Below are 16,592 nucleotides of genomic sequence, written 5' to 3' on the forward strand. Positions count from 1 at the left end.
CGCTGCTGGGATGACGTTCACCGAGTGCGTACGCTTTTCGCGTGAGTGTCGTATCGGCGCTGCTGCTCGCAGCGATCGTGGCACTGCTCGCATTGTCGATCGGTGTCGCGTTCGGGTTGGTGGTGGTGCCCCGTCTCCGCGAACGCCGTTACCGGCGATCCGCCGAGCAGTCAGGCATCACCGTCTCCCAGATGCTCCGGCACGTGGTGGCGCAGTCGCCTGTGGGGATCGTGGTCGTCGACACCTACCGTGACGTGGTCTACACCAATGAACGCGCCAAGGAACTCGGCCTGGTCCGTGACCGGTTGCTCGACGATCGGGCCTGGCTGGCTGCCGAGCGCACGCTGATCACCGGTGAGGACGGCGAGGTCGACCTGTCGCCGCGCAAACGCAGCAGACCGGGACGGTCCGGGCTCTCGGTGCGTGGCCATGTGCGACTGCTGACCGAAGACGACAAGCGGTTCGCGGTGGTTTATGTCGACGACCAGTCCGAGCACGCCCGGATGGAGGCCACGCGCAGGGATTTCGTGGCCAACGTCAGCCACGAGCTCAAGACGCCGGTGGGCGCGATGGGGGTGCTGGCCGAGGCGATCCTGGCCTCGGGCGACGAACCCGAGACGATCCGGCACTTCGCAGGCAAGATGCTCACCGAGTCCCACCGGTTGGCCGACATGGTGGGCGAGCTGATCGAACTGTCCCGATTGCAGGGCGCCGAACGGCTACCCGATCTGGAGGGCGTCGACGTGGACAGCGTTGTCGCCGAGGCGCTGTCGCGGCACAAGGTCGCCGCGGACAACGCTGACATCGCGATCACCACCGACCCACCGACGGGCTTCCGGGTGCTCGGAGACCAGACCTTGCTGGTGACTGCCATCGCCAACCTGGTGTCCAATGCAATTGCCTACTCGCCCAACGGATCTTCGGTGTCGATCAGTCGTCGCCGACGCGGTGACAACATCGAGATCGCGGTCACCGACCGCGGTATCGGCATCGCCCGCCCCGATCAGGAGCGGGTGTTCGAACGGTTCTTCCGCGTCGACAAGGCGCGGTCGCGTGCCACCGGAGGCACGGGACTGGGGCTGGCGATCGTCAAGCACGTCGCCGCCAATCACAATGGCTCCATTCGATTGTGGAGCCAACCCGGGACGGGGTCGACGTTCACGTTGTCGATTCCCGCCTACCTAGACGGTGATGTCGGCGACGATGCCGACGACCAAGACGACCGAGAGGACTAGTACATAGATGACCAGCGTGCTGATCGTGGAGGACGAGGAGTCCTTGGCCGATCCCCTGGCCTTTCTCCTCCGCAAGGAGGGCTTCGAGGCCACCGTGGTGACCGACGGGCCCTCGGCCCTGGCTGAATTCGAGCGCGCAGGCGCTGACATCGTGTTGTTGGATCTGATGCTGCCCGGGATGAGCGGCACTGATGTCTGCAAGCAGTTGCGGTCACGCTCGAGCGTCCCGGTCATCATGGTGACCGCCCGCGACAGCGAGATCGACAAGGTGGTGGGCCTCGAACTCGGCGCCGACGACTACGTCACCAAGCCGTACTCCGCTCGTGAGTTGATCGCCCGGATCCGGGCCGTGCTGCGCCGCGGTGTCGAGGCCGACGACATCGGCATCGGTGACGGGGTGCTCGAGGCGGGGCCGGTCCGCATGGATGTGGAGCGGCATGTGGTCAGTGTCAACGGCAGCCCGATCACGCTGCCGCTCAAGGAATTCGATCTACTCGAGTACCTGATGCGCAACAGCGGCCGGGTCCTGACCCGCGGTCAGTTGATCGACCGGGTGTGGGGCGCCGACTATGTCGGCGACACCAAGACCCTCGACGTGCACGTCAAGAGGTTGCGCAGCAAGATCGAGGCCGACCCGGCGAACCCGGTGCATCTGGTGACGGTGCGCGGTCTGGGCTACAAGCTGGAAGGCTGAGCGCCTCCGAGATCACTCGGCGGCCCGGGTTGCGGGGTGGATGGCGATGAGGCCCAAACCGCTGCGGCGCTTGCACATTGCCGCCAGCTCCGCATAGGTCTTCTCGCCGAGAAGTTCGGTGAGTTCCGGTGCGTAGGACTGCCAGACCTGTTTGGCGCCGACGTGGGCGGCCGGGTCGCCGGTGCAGTACCAGTGCAGATCGGCGCCCCCTTCACCCCAGCCGCGTCGGTCGTACTCGGTGATCGTCGTCTTGAGCACCTGGGTGTCGTCGGGCCGGGTGATCCACTCCTGGGTGCGGCGGATCGGCAGTTGCCAGCACACTTCGGGTTTGAGGGTCAGCGGCTCCACGCCGATCTTGAGCGCCTTGCTGTGCAGCGCACACCCGATTCCGCCGGGCCAGCCGGGGCGATTCAGAAAGATGCAGGCGCCCTTGTACTTTCGCGTCCGCAGGTTGGGTTTGTCGTCGTAGGTGTCCATTTCGAGATAGCCCTTCCGGCCCAGGCCCTTCTCGCGGTACTGCCAGTCCTCGTCGGTGAGCAGCTTGACGGCGTCGTCGAGTTGCGCGCGGTCGTCGTCGTCGGACAGAAACGCGCCGTGCGAACAGCATCCGTCGTCAGGTCTGCCCTCGACGGTCCCCTGGCAGGCAGGGGTGCCGAACACACAGGTCCAGCGCGACAGCAGCCACGTCATGTCCGCGGCGATCAGATGTTCGGGATTGTCCGGGTCATAGAACTCCACCCATTCACGGGCGAAATCCGGTTCGACCTCACCATGATGCGATCCGGTCACGGTTTTCCACGGTAGACCCATTAGGTTGGGTGAGTGCGATTAGGCGTGCTCGACGTGGGCAGCAACACTGTCCATCTGCTTGTGGTCGACGCACGCCGCGGCGGCCACCCGACGCCGATGAGTTCGACCAAGGCCTCGCTTCGGCTCGCCGAGGCTATCGACAACTCGGGCAAGCTGACCCGCCGCGGCGCCGACAAGTTGGTGGGTACCATCGACGAACTGGCCAAGATCGCCACCAGCTCTGGGTGTTCGGAGCTGATGGCGTTCGCCACCTCCGCGGTGCGCGACGCGAAGAATTCCGAGGATGTGCTGGCCCGGGTGAAGTCCGAGACCGGCGTTGCGCTTCGCGTCCTCAGCGGCGTCGACGAATCCCGGTTGACATTCCTGGCGGTGCGCCGCTGGTACGGCTGGAGCGCCGGACGCATCATCAACATCGACATCGGCGGCGGATCGCTCGAGCTGTCCAGCGGCGTCGACGAGGAACCCGACGTCGCGCTGTCACTGCCGCTCGGGGCGGGCCGGATGACGCGCGAATGGTTGCCCGAGGATCCGCCCGGCCGCCGGCGGGTTGCGATGCTCCGCGACTGGCTGGCCAACGAACTGTCGGAGGCCGGGGTGGTGATCGCCGAGGCGGGCAGTCCCGACCTGGCCGTGGCGACGTCGAAGACGTTCCGCTCCCTGGCCAGGTTGACCGGCGCGGCGCCGTCGGGGGCCGGACCGCGGGTCAAACGGACGCTGACAGCGCCCGGTCTTCGCCAACTCATAAATTTCATCTCTAGGATGACCGCGTCCGACCGTGCGGAACTGGAAGGGGTGAGCGCCGATCGCGCGCCGCAGATCGTCGCAGGCGCTCTGGTGGCGGAGGCGAGCATGAAGGCACTGGGTATCGAGAGCGTCGATATCTGTCCCTGGGCATTGCGAGAGGGGCTGATCCTGCGGAAACTCGACAGCGAAGCCGACGGAACAGCCCTCGTCGGCGGCGCCGGAGAATCGGTCTCACGAAGGATGTCCGTACGTAATGCTGGACGGTGAAGCAACGACGCTCAAAGGCGACAGGCGATGACTCGATCAGATGACAACCACAGCGACACCCGGCCGATCTCGGTCGCCGAGTTGCTGGCGAAGAACGGCACGATCGGCGCACCCCCGGTCGGCGGCAGGCGCCGTCGCCGGCGCGGCAACGCCGATGCCGTCACCGTCGCCGAACTCACCGGTGAGATCCCGATCATCCGGCCCACGGACACCGATCCGGCCGAGGCTCCCGCTGCTGCAGTGAAGGAGCAGGCCGAGCCCGACGACACCGCGGTCGAGCCCGAGACTGTCGAACCTGAAGCTGTCGAACCTGAAGCTGTAGAGCCCGAGCCCGAGCCCGAGGCAGAGGTCGAGGCAGAGGTCGAGCCTGAGTCCGAGGCAGAGGTCGTCGAGGACGACGTTGCCGAAGACGACGTTGCCGAGGACGACGTTGCCGAGGACGCGGTCGCCGAGGACGAAGTTGCCGGGGACGACATTGCCGAGGACGCGGTCGCCGAGGATGTAGAGCCCGCAGAGGCCACCGACGTCGAATCGGGCGCCGACCCGGACAGCACCGACGACGACTACGCCGACGCGGTCGCCGAGTACGCCGCACATCTCGAGCACCGCGATACGGATCCGGACCCGGTCGGCTTCGTGGCGCCGCCGCCGCGCCGATTCGGCTTCGGACGTCAGTCCGCGACGAAGACCGACGAGTCTGCGGCAGTCGACGCCGAGCTCATGAGCCCGGACCCCCTCGACGACGGCGACAAGACCGATCTGGTCGACTCGTCTCTCGATCTGGAGGTGCCGGACGACATCGAGGATCTGGACGACGAAGCCGCGCTCGACACCGACGACAGCGAGGAGTTACCGTCCTACCTGCGCTCGACCCAGGACCCGCTGTTCGGCGGGCAGACCGTCGCCGACGACCTCGCCAGGCGGGGGACCCGGCCGTCACCGGAAGACATCAACCTGGGTGACGAGGCCGATCTCGACGAGGATCTCGACGACGAGGACGACACCGAGACCGCTGAACCTCGTCAGATGTCGACGTTTGTGCACGGCCTGTGGATCGTGGGCCAGAGCGTCATCGCGGTGGTGCTCGGCGCAGGCCTGTTCGTGGCCTTCGACCAGCTCTGGAAGTGGAACAACATCGTCGCGTTGGTGTTGTCGGTCCTGGTGATCCTCGGGTTGGTGGTCGGCGTTCGGGTGGTCCGCAAGACCGAGGACATCGGCAGCACCCTGATCGCGGTGGCGGTCGGCGCGCTGGTGACACTCGGCCCGCTGGCGTTGCTGCAATCGGGCTGACGGCCCACGGACTGTGCGCCCCGCCATCAAGGTCGGCCTGTCGACGGCTTCGGTTTACCCGCTGAGGACCGAGGCCGCATTCGAGTACGCCGCCCGTCTGGGCTACGACGGCGTCGAGCTGATGGTCTGGGCGGAGGCGGTCAGCCAAGATGTTGACGCCGTTGCCGAGCTGGTCGAGCGCTACCAGGTGCCCGTGCTGTCGGTGCACGCTCCATGCCTGCTGATCTCGCAGCGCGTCTGGGGCGCCAACCCGATCCCGAAGCTGGAACGCAGCGTGCGGGCCGCTGAGCAACTCGGGGCGCAGACGGTGGTGGTCCACCCACCGTTTCGCTGGCAGCGTCGCTACGCCGACGGGTTCGCCGATCAGGTGGCCGAACTCGAAGCCACCAGCGACATCCTGGTCGCGGTGGAGAACATGTTCCCGTTCCGTGCCGACAGATTCTTCGGAGCGGGGCAGACGTCGATCGAGCGGATGCGCAAGCGCGGCGGCAACCCGGGTCCGGGGATCTCGGCGTTCGCGCCCTCCTACGATCCCCTCGACGGCGGCCATGCGCACTACACCCTCGACCTGTCGCACACCGCCACAGCCGGCACCGATGCCATCGACATGGCCCGCCGGATGGGTGAGGGGCTGGTGCATCTGCACCTGTGCGACGGCAGTGGCGCGTCAGCCGACGAACATCTGGTGCCCGGCCGCGGCACCCAGCCGACGGCGGAGATCTGCGAGGCACTGGCCGCGAGCGACTTCGCCGGCCATGTCATCCTCGAGGTGACCACTTCCGGTGCGCGCACCGCTGCCGAACGCGAGGCGCTGCTCTCCGAATCGCTGCAGTACGCCCGCGCGCACCTGCTGCGCTGACAACTCAGGACGCCCATGACCAGTTCCACCCTGTTCACCGACGCCATGTTGCTGACCGCCTCCGGTGACGGCGTGTACGACGGTGTGCTGAACGAACACTGGACGATCGGGCCCAAGGTCCACGGTGGTGCGATGCTGGCGCTGTGCGCCAACGCCGCCCGCACGGAGCTCGACGGAGTCGAACCGATCGCGGTGTCGGGAAGCTTTCTGTGGGCGCCCGATCCGGGCCCCATGCAGGTGGTCACCACGGTGCGGAAGCGGGGACGCCGGGTCAGCCTGGTCGACGTCGAGCTGAAGCAGGGGGAGCGAACCGCGCTGCGCGCCGTCATCACGATGGGAACCCCTGAGCACCATGTACCGCCGTTGCTGTCGGTCAATCCGGTGGTGCCGCTCATGACGCCCGAACCGCCTCCCGGTCTGGAACCGATCGGCCCGGGCCATTCGATGGCCGACGTCGTCCACCTTGCGCACGGCTGTGACATCCGGCCGTCGCTGACGTCGTTCACGCCTCGGGGCGACGGCGGGATGCCCGTCATCGAGTACTGGGTGCGACCCAAGGGAGTCGCCCCCGACGTGTTGTTCGCGCTGCTGTGCGGCGATGTGTCGGCACCGGTGACCTTCGGCGTCAACAGGTTCGGCTGGGCGCCGACGGTGCAGCTGACGGCCTATCTGCGGGCGCGGCCGGCCGACGGCTGGCTGCGGGTGATGTGTACGGCGACCCAGATCGGGCAGGACTGGTTCGACGAGGACCACATCGTGGTCGATTGTGAAGGCCGGATCATCGTGCAGAGCCGACAGTTGGCGATGGTGCCCGCCGAGTAGCCGCCGGAGCAGTGACGCCGCCGAGCGTCCGATCCCGGCGCCGTGGGATGCTTTCCGGCATGCCCAGAATCGCGATCATCGGCGGTGGAAGTATCGGCGAGGCGCTCTTGGCGGGGCTGCTGCGCTCGGGAAAGCAGGTCAAGGACCTCGTCGTCGCCGAGCGGGATGTCAAGCGTGCCAAGTACGTCGCCGACAAGTACGCGGTGAGGGTGACGACGGTCGCGGACGCTGTCGACGCCGCCACCTACGTCATCGTCGCGGTCAAACCCGCCGACGTGCAGCATGTCATCGGTGACATCGCCGACACCGCGGCCAAGGCGGAAAGCAATGCGGCCGAACAGGTTTTTGTGACCGTCGCCGCGGGGGTCACCTCGGCCTACTACGAGGCCAAGCTGCCGGCAGGATCACCGGTCGTGCGGGTCATGCCCAATGCGCCGATGCTGGTCGGCGGTGCAGTGAGCGCGCTCGCGCCGGGTCGGTTCGCCACCGCCGAACACCTCAAGGAGGTCTCTGCGCTGTTCGACGCCGTCGGCGGCGTGCTCACCGTCGCCGAGTCCCAACTCGACGCCGTCACCGCGGTGTCCGGTTCCGGTCCCGCGTACTTCTTCCTGATGGTCGAAGCGCTCGTCGACGCCGCCGTGGACGCGGGCCTGGCGCGGTCGACGGCCACCGAACTGGCGGTGCAGACGATGGCGGGGTCGGCGGCAATGCTGCTCGAGCGGCTCGACGACGCCTCACCGAACGGCGACTCGGGCTTGGGGCTGACAGTGGACACCTCGCCCGCGCAACTGCGGGCCACGGTCACCTCGCCGGGCGGCACCACCGCTGCTGGTCTGCGCGAACTCGAACGGGGTGGGTTGCGGTCGGCGGTCGCCAACGCGGTGGCGGCCGCAAAAATACGCTCTGAGCAGCTCGGAATTACAACGGAGTAGTTAACCAATTTCAAACTGATTAGCCCACACCCGTCGCAGTAACCCCACCTGCCACGCTATTCTCCCAGTGGTAAGCACGGGTTTGGTGCCAGCGGTGGGGAAGCCGCTGGAACTGCCCGTGCCTGATGGATTGGGTTGCGATGACGTCTATGAACGGCCCGTCGGCGCGGGATGCGGCCAGCGGAAAGGCGGCGCGCGACGCCGGACAGTCCGAAGGCCAACAGCCTCGAGCTCAGTTTCTCACCGTGGCGGAGGTGGCAAGCCTCATGCGGGTCAGCAAGATGACCGTGTACCGGCTGGTGCACAACGGTGAGCTGCCCGCAGTGCGGGTGGGCCGCTCGTTCCGGGTGCACGCCAAGGCAGTCCACGACATGCTCGAGAGTTCGTACTTCGACGCAGGCTGAGTGCTCTTCGCGCGAGCGCTCACCCGAACGTACGCAGGCATGCTCTCGCAGTTGGCCTGCCCAAGGTCGATTTCGACGTGCTGCGCCGCCCAGGTAAGGTGATCGGTCGAGGCTGACGCCGACCGCGTTCGGTGTCCGAAAGATCTTCAAGACAACTTTAGGTAGCGGAGTTCATGGGTTCTGTCATCAAGAAGCGGCGCAAGCGCATGTCGAAGAAGAAGCACCGCAAGCTGCTTCGTCGCACCCGGGTGCAGCGCAGAAAACTGGGCAAGTAGTACTGCTGCCCGGTCGCTAGGCTGTCCCGATGGACTCTGCGGGTCATTCCGGGGGCAACTTCGACGGGTCTGATTCCCGTGGCGGCTTGGACTATCCGAAAGTCGTACTGGTCACCGGCGCGTGCCGGTTCCTGGGCGGCTACCTGATTGCACGATTGGCGCAAAACCCGCTGATCAACCGCGTGATCGCGGTGGACGCGATCGCGCCCAGCAAGGATCTGCTGCGCAGGATGGGCCGGGCCGAGTTCGTCCGCGCCGACATCCGCAACCCCTTCATCGCCAAGGTCATCCGAAACGGCGACGTGGACACCGTGGTGCACGCGGCCGCCGCGTCGTACTCGCCTCGTTCCGGTGGGCGGGCCACGCTCAAGGAACTGAACGTGATGGGCGCGATCCAGCTGTTCGCCGCCTGCCAGAAGGCGCCGTCGGTGCGTCGCGTCATCCTCAAGTCCACCTCCGAGGTGTACGGCTCCAGTGCACGTGACCCGGTGCTGTTCGCCGAGAGCAGCAGCCGCCGCAGGCCGCCAGGTGAGGGTTTCGCCCGCGACAGCATCGACATCGAAGGTTATGCGCGCGGCCTCGGACGGCGCCGGCCTGACATCGCGGTGACCATTCTGCGCTTGGCCAACATGATCGGCCCGGCCATGGACACCGCGTTGTCCCGGTACCTCGCCGGCCCGGTGGTGCCGACGGTGATCGGGCACGACTCGCGTCTGCAACTCCTGCACGAGCAGGACGCGCTCGGTGCGCTCGAACGCGCGACGATGGCCGGCAAAGCGGGCACCTTCAACGTCGGGGCGTCGGGGATCATCATGATGAGCCAGGCCATCCGCAGGTCGGGACGGCTGGCGCTGCCGGTGCCGCGCCCCGCGCTGGTGGCCGTGGATTCGCTGTGGCGGGCCGCCCGCAACTCGGAACTCGATCGCGAGCAACTCGACTATCTGAGTTATGGCCGCGTCATGGACACCACGAGGATGCGCAGCGAACTCGGGTTCGCCACAAAATGGACGACCGCGGAGGCTTTCGACGATTATGTGCGCGGCCGCGGCCTGACGCCGATCGTCGACCCACGGTGGGTCCAGGCGGCGGAGGGTCGCGCGGTGGCGGCGGCGCAGCGCTGGGGGCGCTAGACTTCACTACTTAGGGCGGGGTGGGGAGAGGATGTGCCGGTGGCGGGTGAACCAAGAGCGAAAGTGATTCCGCTGCATTCCAATTCGGGACGCAGCGCGGCTCAACGTCGCGCGGCCGCGCAGCGGGTGGACAGTTCGCGTCGTCATCCCTCGCTCCTGGGCGACCCTGGCAACCACGCATCGGCCGAACAGATCGCGGCCGTCGTCCGTGAGATCGACCAACATCGCACTACCGCTGCCGGAGCGCCCGCAGAGGACGAAACTCCTAACGAGCTCGCCCAGCGCATCGCCGCCGTCGCCGATTTTGTGCGTAAACGGATGACGGGCGACTACAACGTCGACGAGTTCGGCTTCGATCCGCACCTCAACGACGCTATCTTCCTGCCTTTGCTGAGAGTCTTCTTCAACTCCTGGTTCCGGGTCGAGGTCAGCGGCATCGAGAACCTGCCGGAGTCCGGCGCCGGACTGGTGGTGGCCAACCACGCCGGGGTCCTGCCGTTCGATGGGCTGATGACGTCGGTCGCGGTCCGCGACAAGCACCCCGCGCACCGGGATCTGCGCCTGCTGGCCGCCGACATGGTGTTCGACATGCCGATGGTCGGACAGGCCGCCCGCAAGGCCGGCCACACGATGGCGTGCACCGACGACGCGCACCGCCTGCTGGCCGCCGGTGAGCTCACCGCCGTCTTCCCCGAGGGCTACAAAGGTCTCGGTAAACACTTCAAAGACCGCTACAAGCTGCAGCGTTTCGGCCGCGGCGGGTTCGTGTCGGCGGCGTTGCGGACGAAGGCGCCGATCGTGCCGTGTTCCATCGTCGGTTCCGAGGAGATCTACCCGATGGTCGCCGACGTCAAGTTGTTGGCGCGCCTGCTGGGTCTGCCCTACTTCCCGATCACTCCGCTTTTCCCGCTGACAGGTCCGCTCGGTCTGGTACCGCTGCCGTCGAAGTGGCACATCCAGTTCGGCGAGCCCATCGACACCGCCGGCTACGACGAGTCCGCTGCCGACGATCCGATGGTCACCTTCGAGTTGACCGACCAGGTGCGCGAGACCATCCAGCAGACGCTCTATCAGCTGCTGGCGAATCGCCGCAACATGTTCCTGGGGTAGCGGCGCTACTTTTGCCCAGCAACAAATTTTGACAGGGCGGCCTCGCGTCCGGCAGCGACCTTGTCGGTGATCTCGTCGGCTTCGACGTCGGACGCGGCTTCACCCATCACGGTGACGATGCTGGTGATCACCGGCTTGCCCTCGGCATCGGTCACTTCACCGCGGATCTCGGTGAGCACCGCGCCGTGGGACTCGGTCACCGAGTCGAGGTAGGAGTCGAAGAACAACTTGTCGCCGGCCAGGATCGGCCGGTGGAAGACCAGCTTCTGATCGCGGTGCAGGATGCGCTCCATGTTGAACGGCAGATCGAACTGGTTGAAGATCTCCGCCTGCACGCGCCGTCCCGCCACGGCGAGGAATGTCACCGACGCGATGAGGGCGTCCTGGCCACACTCGCCGGCCGCCTCCTCGGTGAAGTGAGCCGGATGGTCGTCCTTCACGGCGCGGGCGAACTCGCGGATCTTCTCGCGGTCGACCTCGAAGTGGTCCGGATACCGGTAGTGGGTTCCGATGATGTCGTCAGCGATGCCCATGCGCGATCCTTCGCTCCTCGCTGATGCCCATGGCGATTGTCTTCCGTTCCCTCGGGTAGCGGCGCGAGCCTATCAGCGCGGGATCCGCGGTTCGGGGTCAGCGTTTCTCGCGGCGCGACACAGCGGCGGCCAGGGCACCGCCGGCGGCACCCAGTGCCAGGGCGGACGGGACCCCGATCCGCGCGGCCTTGCGGGCGGTGCGGAAGTCGCGGATCTCCCATCCCCGCTGACGGGCCAGATCGCGCAGGTCGGCATCGGGATTGATGGCCACCGGGGTGCCGACCAGCGACAGCATCGGCACGTCGTTGAAACTGTCCGAATAGGCGGTACAGCGGCGCAGGTTCAGGCCCTCGCGGATGGCCAGCGAGCGCACGGCGTGGGCCTTACCGCTGCCGTGCAGGATGTCGCCGACCAGCCTGCCGGTGAACACGCCGTCGACCGATTCGGCCACCGTTCCCAGCGCACCCGTCAACCCGAGCCGCCGCGCGATCGTCGCCGCCAGTTCGTAGGGCGTCGCGGTGACCAGCCACACCTGCTGGCCCGCATCGAGGTGCATCTGGGCAAGCACCTGGGTGCCGGGCCAGATCTTGTCGGCGATGATCTCGTCGTAGATCTCCTCGCCCAGCGCGACGAGCTCGGCTGTGGAGCGTCCCTCGATGAAAGCCAGTGCCTTGGTGCGGCCCGCTGCGACGTCCTGGCTGTTCTCCCGGCCGGTGAGCTGGAACTTGGCCTGGGCGAGCGCGAATCGTGCCAGGTCCTTGTAGGTGAAGTACTCGCGCGCAGCCAGGCCGCGGGCGAAGTGCACCAGCGAGGAGCCGTGCACCAGGGTGTTGTCGACGTCGAAGAACGCCGCTGCGGTCAGGTCGGGCGGCGGGGCAGGACTCGATGTGGGCTCAGGCTCCAACAGACCGTCGGCGGCGACCTCGGCGCTGGCCTCCCCGGCGAGCTGCTGGGCCGGGCTGTCGGCGCTGCTGCCGACGTCGCCCTCTCCGCTACCGGACACGTTGACAACATTAGGACACCCCACGGCGATACTGGCGGGGTGGACCGACAGGTGAAGTTGCTCACCCGCGAGGGATGCCCGATGTGTCTGGCCGCGGCGACACAATTGGCCGAGTTGGCCGACGAACTCGGCTTCATACTGCAGGTCAGCGACGTCGATGTGGCTGCCGACGCCGGCGAACCCGCCCTGCGAGCGGAGTTCGGCGATCGGCTGCCGGTGGTGCTGCTCGACGGTGTCGAGCACAGTTACTGGGAGGTCGACGAAGTCAGGTTGCGCGCCGACCTCGGCGGATGAGCCGCCGGACTGGGTTCCAGCAGCGAAAGCGCGAGTAGCCGACGGCGGGAATGCGATTCCGGGGCGACGCGGGCAAATTTGGTAGGCCAGCTGGTTAACGACTACCTTGGACGACGTGGTGACGAGGCCATGAGCGTATTGCTTTTCGGGGTTTCGCACCGCAGTGCGCCGGTGTCAGTCCTCGAGCAACTGAGCACCGATGAGTCCGATCAGGCAAAGATCGTCGACGACGTGCTCCGATCTTCGCTGGTCACAGAAGCCATGGTGCTGTCCACCTGCAACCGCGTGGAGATCTACGCCGTTGTCGACGCATTCCACGGCGGGCTCTCCGTGATCGGTCAGGCGCTTTCCGAGCACTGTGGGATGTCGCTGCAGGATCTGACCAAGTACGCCTATGTCCGCTATGCCGAGGCCGCTGTGGAGCACATGTTCGCGGTCGCCAGTGGCCTGGACTCCGCGGTGATCGGTGAGCAGCAGGTACTCGGGCAGCTCCGGCGTGCCTACGCCTCGGCCGAGTCGAACCACACCGTCGGCCGCACCCTGCACGAGCTGTCACAGCGGGCCCTGTCGGTGGGCAAGCGCGTGCACTCCGAGACCGGTATCGACGCCGCGGGCGCCTCGGTGGTCTCTGTGGCGCTCGACCTGGCCGAGACCAAGTTCGACGGCGGCCTGGCCGGACGATCTGCGACGGTGATCGGCGCGGGATCGATGGGCGCGCTGTCGGCCGCGCACCTCGTCCGGGCGGGCATCGGCCGCATCCACGTGGTGAACCGCACGCTGCCGCGCGCCGAGCGGCTGGTGCAGAACCTGCGGGCTCAGGGCGTCGACGCCCACGCGTTCCCGTTCGACCATCTGCCGCCGGTGCTCGCCGACGCAGACGTCGTCGTCTCGTGCACCGGCGCTGTGCGACCCGTGGTGTCGCTCGCCGACGTGCACCGCGGCCTCGCTCACGGCCAGGAACCTCGGCATCTGGTGGTGTGTGATCTCGGGATGCCCCGTGACGTCGACCAGGCCGTCGCCGGCCTGCCCGGCGTCACCCTGGTCGACATGGAGCGGATCCAACGGGAGCCGTCGGCGCGCGCGGCCGCCTCCGACGCCGAAGCGGCCCGCGCGATCGTCGCTGCCGAGGTCGCCAACTATCTGGCCGGACAGCGCATGGCGGAGGTCACGCCGACCGTCACCGCGCTGCGCCAACGGGCCGCGGACGTGGTCGAAGCCGAGTTGCTGAGGCTGGACAATCGACTGCCCGGCCTGGACACCGCTCACCGCGACGAGGTGGCCAAGACCGTGCGCCGCGTCGTCGACAAGCTGCTGCACGCGCCGACGGTGCGGGTGAAGCAGTTGGCCAGCGCGCCCGGCGGAGACAGCTACGCCGAGGCTCTGCGTGAGCTCTTCGAACTCGATCAGCAAGCCGTCGACGCGGTGGCCGCGGGTGAGTTACCTCTCATGACAACCGATCTCGACAAGACCGAGTAACTCGACTCCCCGCACGCGGGAGGTGCCCCAGCTCCATGAAAGACACCAAGTGATCCGTATAGGGACCCGGGGAAGCCTGCTGGCGACAACCCAGGCCGGCGTCATCAGAGATGCCCTGATCGACCGCGGACAGTCCGCCGAACTGGTGATCGTGTCCACGGCCGGGGATCGCTCGGACGCGCCGATCGCCGAGATCGGTGTCGGGGTGTTCACCGCGGCGCTGCGTGAGGCGATCGCCGACAACACCGTCGACATGGCGGTGCACTCCTACAAGGATCTGCCCACTGCCGCGGACCCGCGGTTCGTGATCGCCGCGATCCCGACGCGCGCGGACGCCCGCGACGCGCTGGTCGCCCGCGACGGACTGGTGCTCGGGGAGCTGCCGAACGGGTCGACGATCGGCACATCGGCCCCGCGGCGGGCCGCGCAGCTTAGAGCACTGGGTCTCGGTTTGGAAATCCGCCCCCTACGAGGCAACCTAGACACCAGGTTGAACAGGGTAAGCAGCGGTGATCTCGACGCCGTCGTCGTGGCCCGGGCGGGATTGGCCCGCATCGGTCGCCTCGACGCTGTCACCGAGACGCTGGAACCGGTACAGATGTTGCCGGCGCCGGCTCAGGGGGCATTGGCAGTCGAGTGTCGTGCCGGTGATACGGCGCTCGCGGAACTGTTGGCGGAGTTCGACGACGCCGACACCCGGGCATCGGTCACCGCAGAGCGAGCCCTGCTGGCCGAACTGGAGGCGGGCTGCTCCGCACCGGTGGGCGCGATCGCAGAAGTGGTCGAGTCGATCGATGAGGACGGCCGGATCTTCGAAGAGCTGTCGCTGCGCGGCTGCGTGGCGACGCTAGACGGATCCGACGTGATCCGTGCGTCCGGTATCGGGACACCCGGTCGGGCACGAGAGCTTGGGCTCTCGGTGGCCGCGGAGTTGTTCGAGCTGGGAGCGCGGGATCTGTTGGACGAACGCGGGAGAGATGCATGAGCTTGCGAGGACGCAAGAACAAGCCCGGCCACATCACGTTCGTCGGCTCCGGGCCCGGTGATCCAGGCCTGCTGACGACACGTGCCCGCACCGTGTTGGCGAACGCCGCCCTGGTGTTCACCGACCCGGACGTTCCTCAGGCGGTGCTCGCCCTCGTGGGGTGTGAGCTGCCGCCGCCGTCGGGACCGCTGCCGTTCGTCGCCGCCGACGCGGCTCCGAAGACCGATGCGGCCAAGTCGGCCACCCCCGAGGGCGTCGACCCGGCCGGTGACGCAGCCAAGCCGGCCGACGCTCCCGAACCGGCCCCCGTCATCCCCGGTGGCCCCGATGTGCGTCCCGCACTGGGCGACCCGGCCGAGGTCGCCAAGACGCTGGCCGCCGAAGCCCGCACAGGCGTCGACGTCGTGCGCCTGGTCGCCGGCGATCCGTTGTCGATCGACGCGGTGATCACCGAGGTGAATGCGCTTGCGCGCACCCAACTGACTTTCGAGATCGTGCCCGGACTGCCCGACACCACGGCGGTGCCCACCTACGCCGGACTCCCGCTGGGTTCGGCCCACACGGTCGCCGACGTCCGCGGTGATGTCGACTGGGCGGCGCTGGCCGCCGCGCCGGGGCCGCTGATCCTGCACGCGACGGTGTCGCATCTGCCCGATGCGGCGCGCACCCTCGTCGAGTACGGCCTGGCCGAATCCACGCCCACGGTGGTGACCGCCAACGGCACCACCTGCCAGCAGCGCTCCGTCGAGACGACGCTGGCGGGTCTGCTCGACAAGTCCACCCTTGCCGGAACCGACCCCGCGGGACCGTTGGCAGGCCCGCTGGTCGTGACGATCGGCCGGACCGTGACCAACCGCGCCAAGCTGAACTGGTGGGAGAGTCGCGCGCTGTACGGCTGGACCGTGCTCGTGCCGCGCACCAAGGATCAGGCGGGCGAGATGAGCGATCGGCTCGTCGGCCACGGCGCGTTGCCCATCGAGGTGCCGACAATCGCTGTCGAGCCTCCGCGAAGCCCCGCCCAGATGGAAAGGGCGGTCAAGGGTTTGGTGGACGGCCGCTTCCAGTGGGTGGTGTTCACCTCCACCAACGCGGTGCGCGCGGTGTGGGAGAAGTTCAACGAGTTCGGTCTGGATGCCCGTGCGTTCTCCGGGGTGAAGATCGCGTGCGTCGGGCAGGCCACGGCCGACCGGGTGCGCGCCTTCGGCATCAACCCCGAGTTGGTTCCGACCGGCGAGCAGTCGTCGCTCGGACTGCTCGACGAGTTCCCGCCCTACGACGACGTTTTCGACCCGGTCAACCGGGTTCTGCTGCCTCGGGCCGACATCGCCACCGAGACGCTGGCCGAAGGTCTTCGCGACCGCGGTTGGGAGATCGAGGATGTCACCGCCTACCGCACGGTCCGCGCGGCTCCGCCCCCGGCGCACACCCGCGAGATGATCAAGACCGGTGGCTTCGACGCGGTGTGCTTCACGTCGAGCTCGACGGTGCGCAACCTCGTCGGGATCGCCGGGAAGCCGCACGCCCGCACGATCGTCGCCTGCATCGGGCCCAAGACCGCTGAGACCGCAGCCGAATTCGGCCTTCGTGTCGACGTGCAGCCGGAAGTGGCTGCTGTCGGTCCGCTGGTGGAGGCACTGGCCGAGCACGCCGCCCGGTTGCGGGCCGAGGGTGCGCTGCCGCCGCCGCGGAAGAAGAGTCGACGCCGGTAGTCCGGGAGGAATGGCTTTAC

The 16,592-nt window shown here is 67.6% G+C and carries 18 protein-coding genes; 15 read left to right on the forward strand and 3 right to left on the reverse strand.

The genetic code is table 11. The features are described from left to right. Positions 1-41 precede the first annotated feature (41 nt). Both ABDC78_RS03710 and regX read left to right on the forward strand, forming a co-directional pair. The gene (locus tag ABDC78_RS03710) at positions 42-1,235 is read left to right on the forward strand and encodes an ATP-binding protein (protein WP_347133317.1); all 1,194 of its coding nucleotides are present in this window, start codon (positions 42-44) and stop codon (positions 1,233-1,235) included. A 7-nt stretch (positions 1,236-1,242) separates the two neighbouring features. Further along, positions 1,243-1,929: a two-component sensory transduction protein RegX gene (gene regX, locus ABDC78_RS03715; RefSeq protein ID WP_178361400.1), complete on the forward strand. Its 687-nt coding sequence runs from the start codon at positions 1,243-1,245 to the stop codon at positions 1,927-1,929. A 12-nt stretch (positions 1,930-1,941) separates the two neighbouring features. Here regX and ABDC78_RS03720 read toward each other — a convergent pair whose 3' ends face one another. Continuing rightward, entirely contained in the window at positions 1,942-2,739 is a 798-nt protein-coding gene (locus ABDC78_RS03720; RefSeq protein WP_178361401.1) for a hypothetical protein, read from the reverse strand. Between the two features lie 12 nt (positions 2,740-2,751). Here ABDC78_RS03720 and ABDC78_RS03725 point away from each other — a divergent pair, with 12 nt between their 5' ends. From ABDC78_RS03725 to ABDC78_RS03765, 9 genes are all read left to right on the forward strand, one after another. After that, positions 2,752-3,750 carry a Ppx/GppA phosphatase family protein gene (locus ABDC78_RS03725; RefSeq protein WP_178361402.1) on the forward strand — a complete coding sequence of 333 codons (999 nt, stop codon included), beginning with the start codon at positions 2,752-2,754 and terminating at the stop codon, positions 3,748-3,750. 27 nt (positions 3,751-3,777) lie between these two features. Next, positions 3,778-5,040, forward strand: a complete 1,263-nt coding sequence (locus tag ABDC78_RS03730; protein WP_178361403.1) for a hypothetical protein — start codon at positions 3,778-3,780, stop codon at positions 5,038-5,040. Positions 5,041-5,053: 13 nt separating this feature from the next. Then, a complete protein-coding gene (locus tag ABDC78_RS03735; protein ID WP_178361404.1) occupies positions 5,054-5,899 on the forward strand; it encodes a sugar phosphate isomerase/epimerase in 846 nt (281 codons plus the stop codon). A 15-nt stretch (positions 5,900-5,914) separates the two neighbouring features. Beyond that, complete coding sequence (locus ABDC78_RS03740) at positions 5,915-6,721, forward strand: thioesterase family protein (protein WP_178361405.1); 807 nt, start codon at positions 5,915-5,917, stop codon at positions 6,719-6,721. A gap of 59 nt (positions 6,722-6,780) precedes the next feature. Continuing rightward, positions 6,781-7,653 (forward strand): pyrroline-5-carboxylate reductase, encoded by an 873-nt coding sequence (gene proC / locus ABDC78_RS03745; RefSeq protein WP_178361406.1) that lies wholly within the window; start codon positions 6,781-6,783, stop codon positions 7,651-7,653. A 140-nt stretch (positions 7,654-7,793) separates the two neighbouring features. After that, positions 7,794-8,057 (forward strand): helix-turn-helix domain-containing protein, encoded by a 264-nt coding sequence (locus ABDC78_RS03750; RefSeq protein ID WP_178361407.1) that lies wholly within the window; start codon positions 7,794-7,796, stop codon positions 8,055-8,057. Positions 8,058-8,230: 173 nt separating this feature from the next. Then, positions 8,231-8,332: an AURKAIP1/COX24 domain-containing protein gene (locus ABDC78_RS03755; RefSeq protein WP_003402602.1), complete on the forward strand. Its 102-nt coding sequence runs from the start codon at positions 8,231-8,233 to the stop codon at positions 8,330-8,332. A gap of 29 nt (positions 8,333-8,361) precedes the next feature. Further along, on the forward strand, positions 8,362-9,462 hold the full coding sequence (locus tag ABDC78_RS03760) for an SDR family oxidoreductase (RefSeq protein WP_178361408.1): 1,101 nt from the start codon (positions 8,362-8,364) through the stop codon (positions 9,460-9,462). Between the two features lie 39 nt (positions 9,463-9,501). Continuing rightward, positions 9,502-10,572, forward strand: a complete 1,071-nt coding sequence (locus ABDC78_RS03765; protein WP_178361409.1) for a lysophospholipid acyltransferase family protein — start codon at positions 9,502-9,504, stop codon at positions 10,570-10,572. A 5-nt stretch (positions 10,573-10,577) separates the two neighbouring features. Here the strand turns inward: ABDC78_RS03765 and ABDC78_RS03770 are convergent, their stop codons facing one another. Further along, a complete protein-coding gene (locus ABDC78_RS03770) occupies positions 10,578-11,105 on the reverse strand; it encodes a MaoC family dehydratase N-terminal domain-containing protein (protein ID WP_178361410.1) in 528 nt (175 codons plus the stop codon). A gap of 97 nt (positions 11,106-11,202) precedes the next feature. Beyond that, positions 11,203-12,108 (reverse strand): HAD-IB family hydrolase, encoded by a 906-nt coding sequence (locus tag ABDC78_RS03775; protein WP_178361411.1) that lies wholly within the window; start codon positions 12,106-12,108, stop codon positions 11,203-11,205. A gap of 39 nt (positions 12,109-12,147) precedes the next feature. On the opposite strand from ABDC78_RS03775, the gene ABDC78_RS03780 reads away from it, so the two are divergent. From ABDC78_RS03780 to ABDC78_RS03795, 4 genes are all read left to right on the forward strand, one after another. After that, positions 12,148-12,402: a glutaredoxin family protein gene (locus ABDC78_RS03780; RefSeq protein ID WP_178361412.1), complete on the forward strand. Its 255-nt coding sequence runs from the start codon at positions 12,148-12,150 to the stop codon at positions 12,400-12,402. Between the two features lie 129 nt (positions 12,403-12,531). After that, positions 12,532-13,878, forward strand: a complete 1,347-nt coding sequence (locus ABDC78_RS03785; RefSeq protein ID WP_178361413.1) for a glutamyl-tRNA reductase — start codon at positions 12,532-12,534, stop codon at positions 13,876-13,878. A 49-nt stretch (positions 13,879-13,927) separates the two neighbouring features. Then, positions 13,928-14,863 (forward strand): hydroxymethylbilane synthase, encoded by a 936-nt coding sequence (hemC, locus tag ABDC78_RS03790; RefSeq protein WP_178361414.1) that lies wholly within the window; start codon positions 13,928-13,930, stop codon positions 14,861-14,863. Beyond that, a complete protein-coding gene (locus tag ABDC78_RS03795; RefSeq protein WP_178361415.1) occupies positions 14,860-16,572 on the forward strand; it encodes a bifunctional uroporphyrinogen-III C-methyltransferase/uroporphyrinogen-III synthase in 1,713 nt (570 codons plus the stop codon). The genes hemC and ABDC78_RS03795 overlap by 4 nt, the downstream gene beginning before the upstream one ends. Positions 16,573-16,592: the final 20 nt, after the last annotated feature.

The sequence above is a fragment of the Mycobacterium sp. DL genome, from assembly GCF_039729195.1.
GTDB classification, from domain to species: domain Bacteria; phylum Actinomycetota; class Actinomycetes; order Mycobacteriales; family Mycobacteriaceae; genus Mycobacterium; species Mycobacterium hippocampi_A.

Excerpts from the sequence above, each read along its gene's own strand:
- regX (WP_178361400.1), top strand. The coding sequence starts at position 1,243 with ATGACCAGCGTGCTGATCGTGGAGGACGAGGAGTCCTTGGCCGATCCC.
- ABDC78_RS03740 (WP_178361405.1), top strand. The coding sequence starts at position 5,915 with ATGACCAGTTCCACCCTGTTCACCGACGCCATGTTGCTGACCGCCTCC.
- ABDC78_RS03770 (WP_178361410.1), bottom strand. The coding sequence starts at position 11,105 with ATGGGCATCGCTGACGACATCATCGGAACCCACTACCGGTATCCGGAC.
- ABDC78_RS03755 (WP_003402602.1), top strand. The coding sequence starts at position 8,231 with ATGGGTTCTGTCATCAAGAAGCGGCGCAAGCGCATGTCGAAGAAGAAG.
- ABDC78_RS03785 (WP_178361413.1), top strand. The coding sequence starts at position 12,532 with ATGAGCGTATTGCTTTTCGGGGTTTCGCACCGCAGTGCGCCGGTGTCA.
- ABDC78_RS03720 (WP_178361401.1), bottom strand. The coding sequence starts at position 2,739 with ATGGGTCTACCGTGGAAAACCGTGACCGGATCGCATCATGGTGAGGTC.
- ABDC78_RS03760 (WP_178361408.1), top strand. The coding sequence starts at position 8,362 with ATGGACTCTGCGGGTCATTCCGGGGGCAACTTCGACGGGTCTGATTCC.
- ABDC78_RS03750 (WP_178361407.1), top strand. The coding sequence starts at position 7,794 with ATGACGTCTATGAACGGCCCGTCGGCGCGGGATGCGGCCAGCGGAAAG.
- proC (WP_178361406.1), top strand. The coding sequence starts at position 6,781 with ATGCCCAGAATCGCGATCATCGGCGGTGGAAGTATCGGCGAGGCGCTC.
- ABDC78_RS03795 (WP_178361415.1), top strand. The coding sequence starts at position 14,860 with ATGAGCTTGCGAGGACGCAAGAACAAGCCCGGCCACATCACGTTCGTC.
- ABDC78_RS03730 (WP_178361403.1), top strand. The coding sequence starts at position 3,778 with ATGACTCGATCAGATGACAACCACAGCGACACCCGGCCGATCTCGGTC.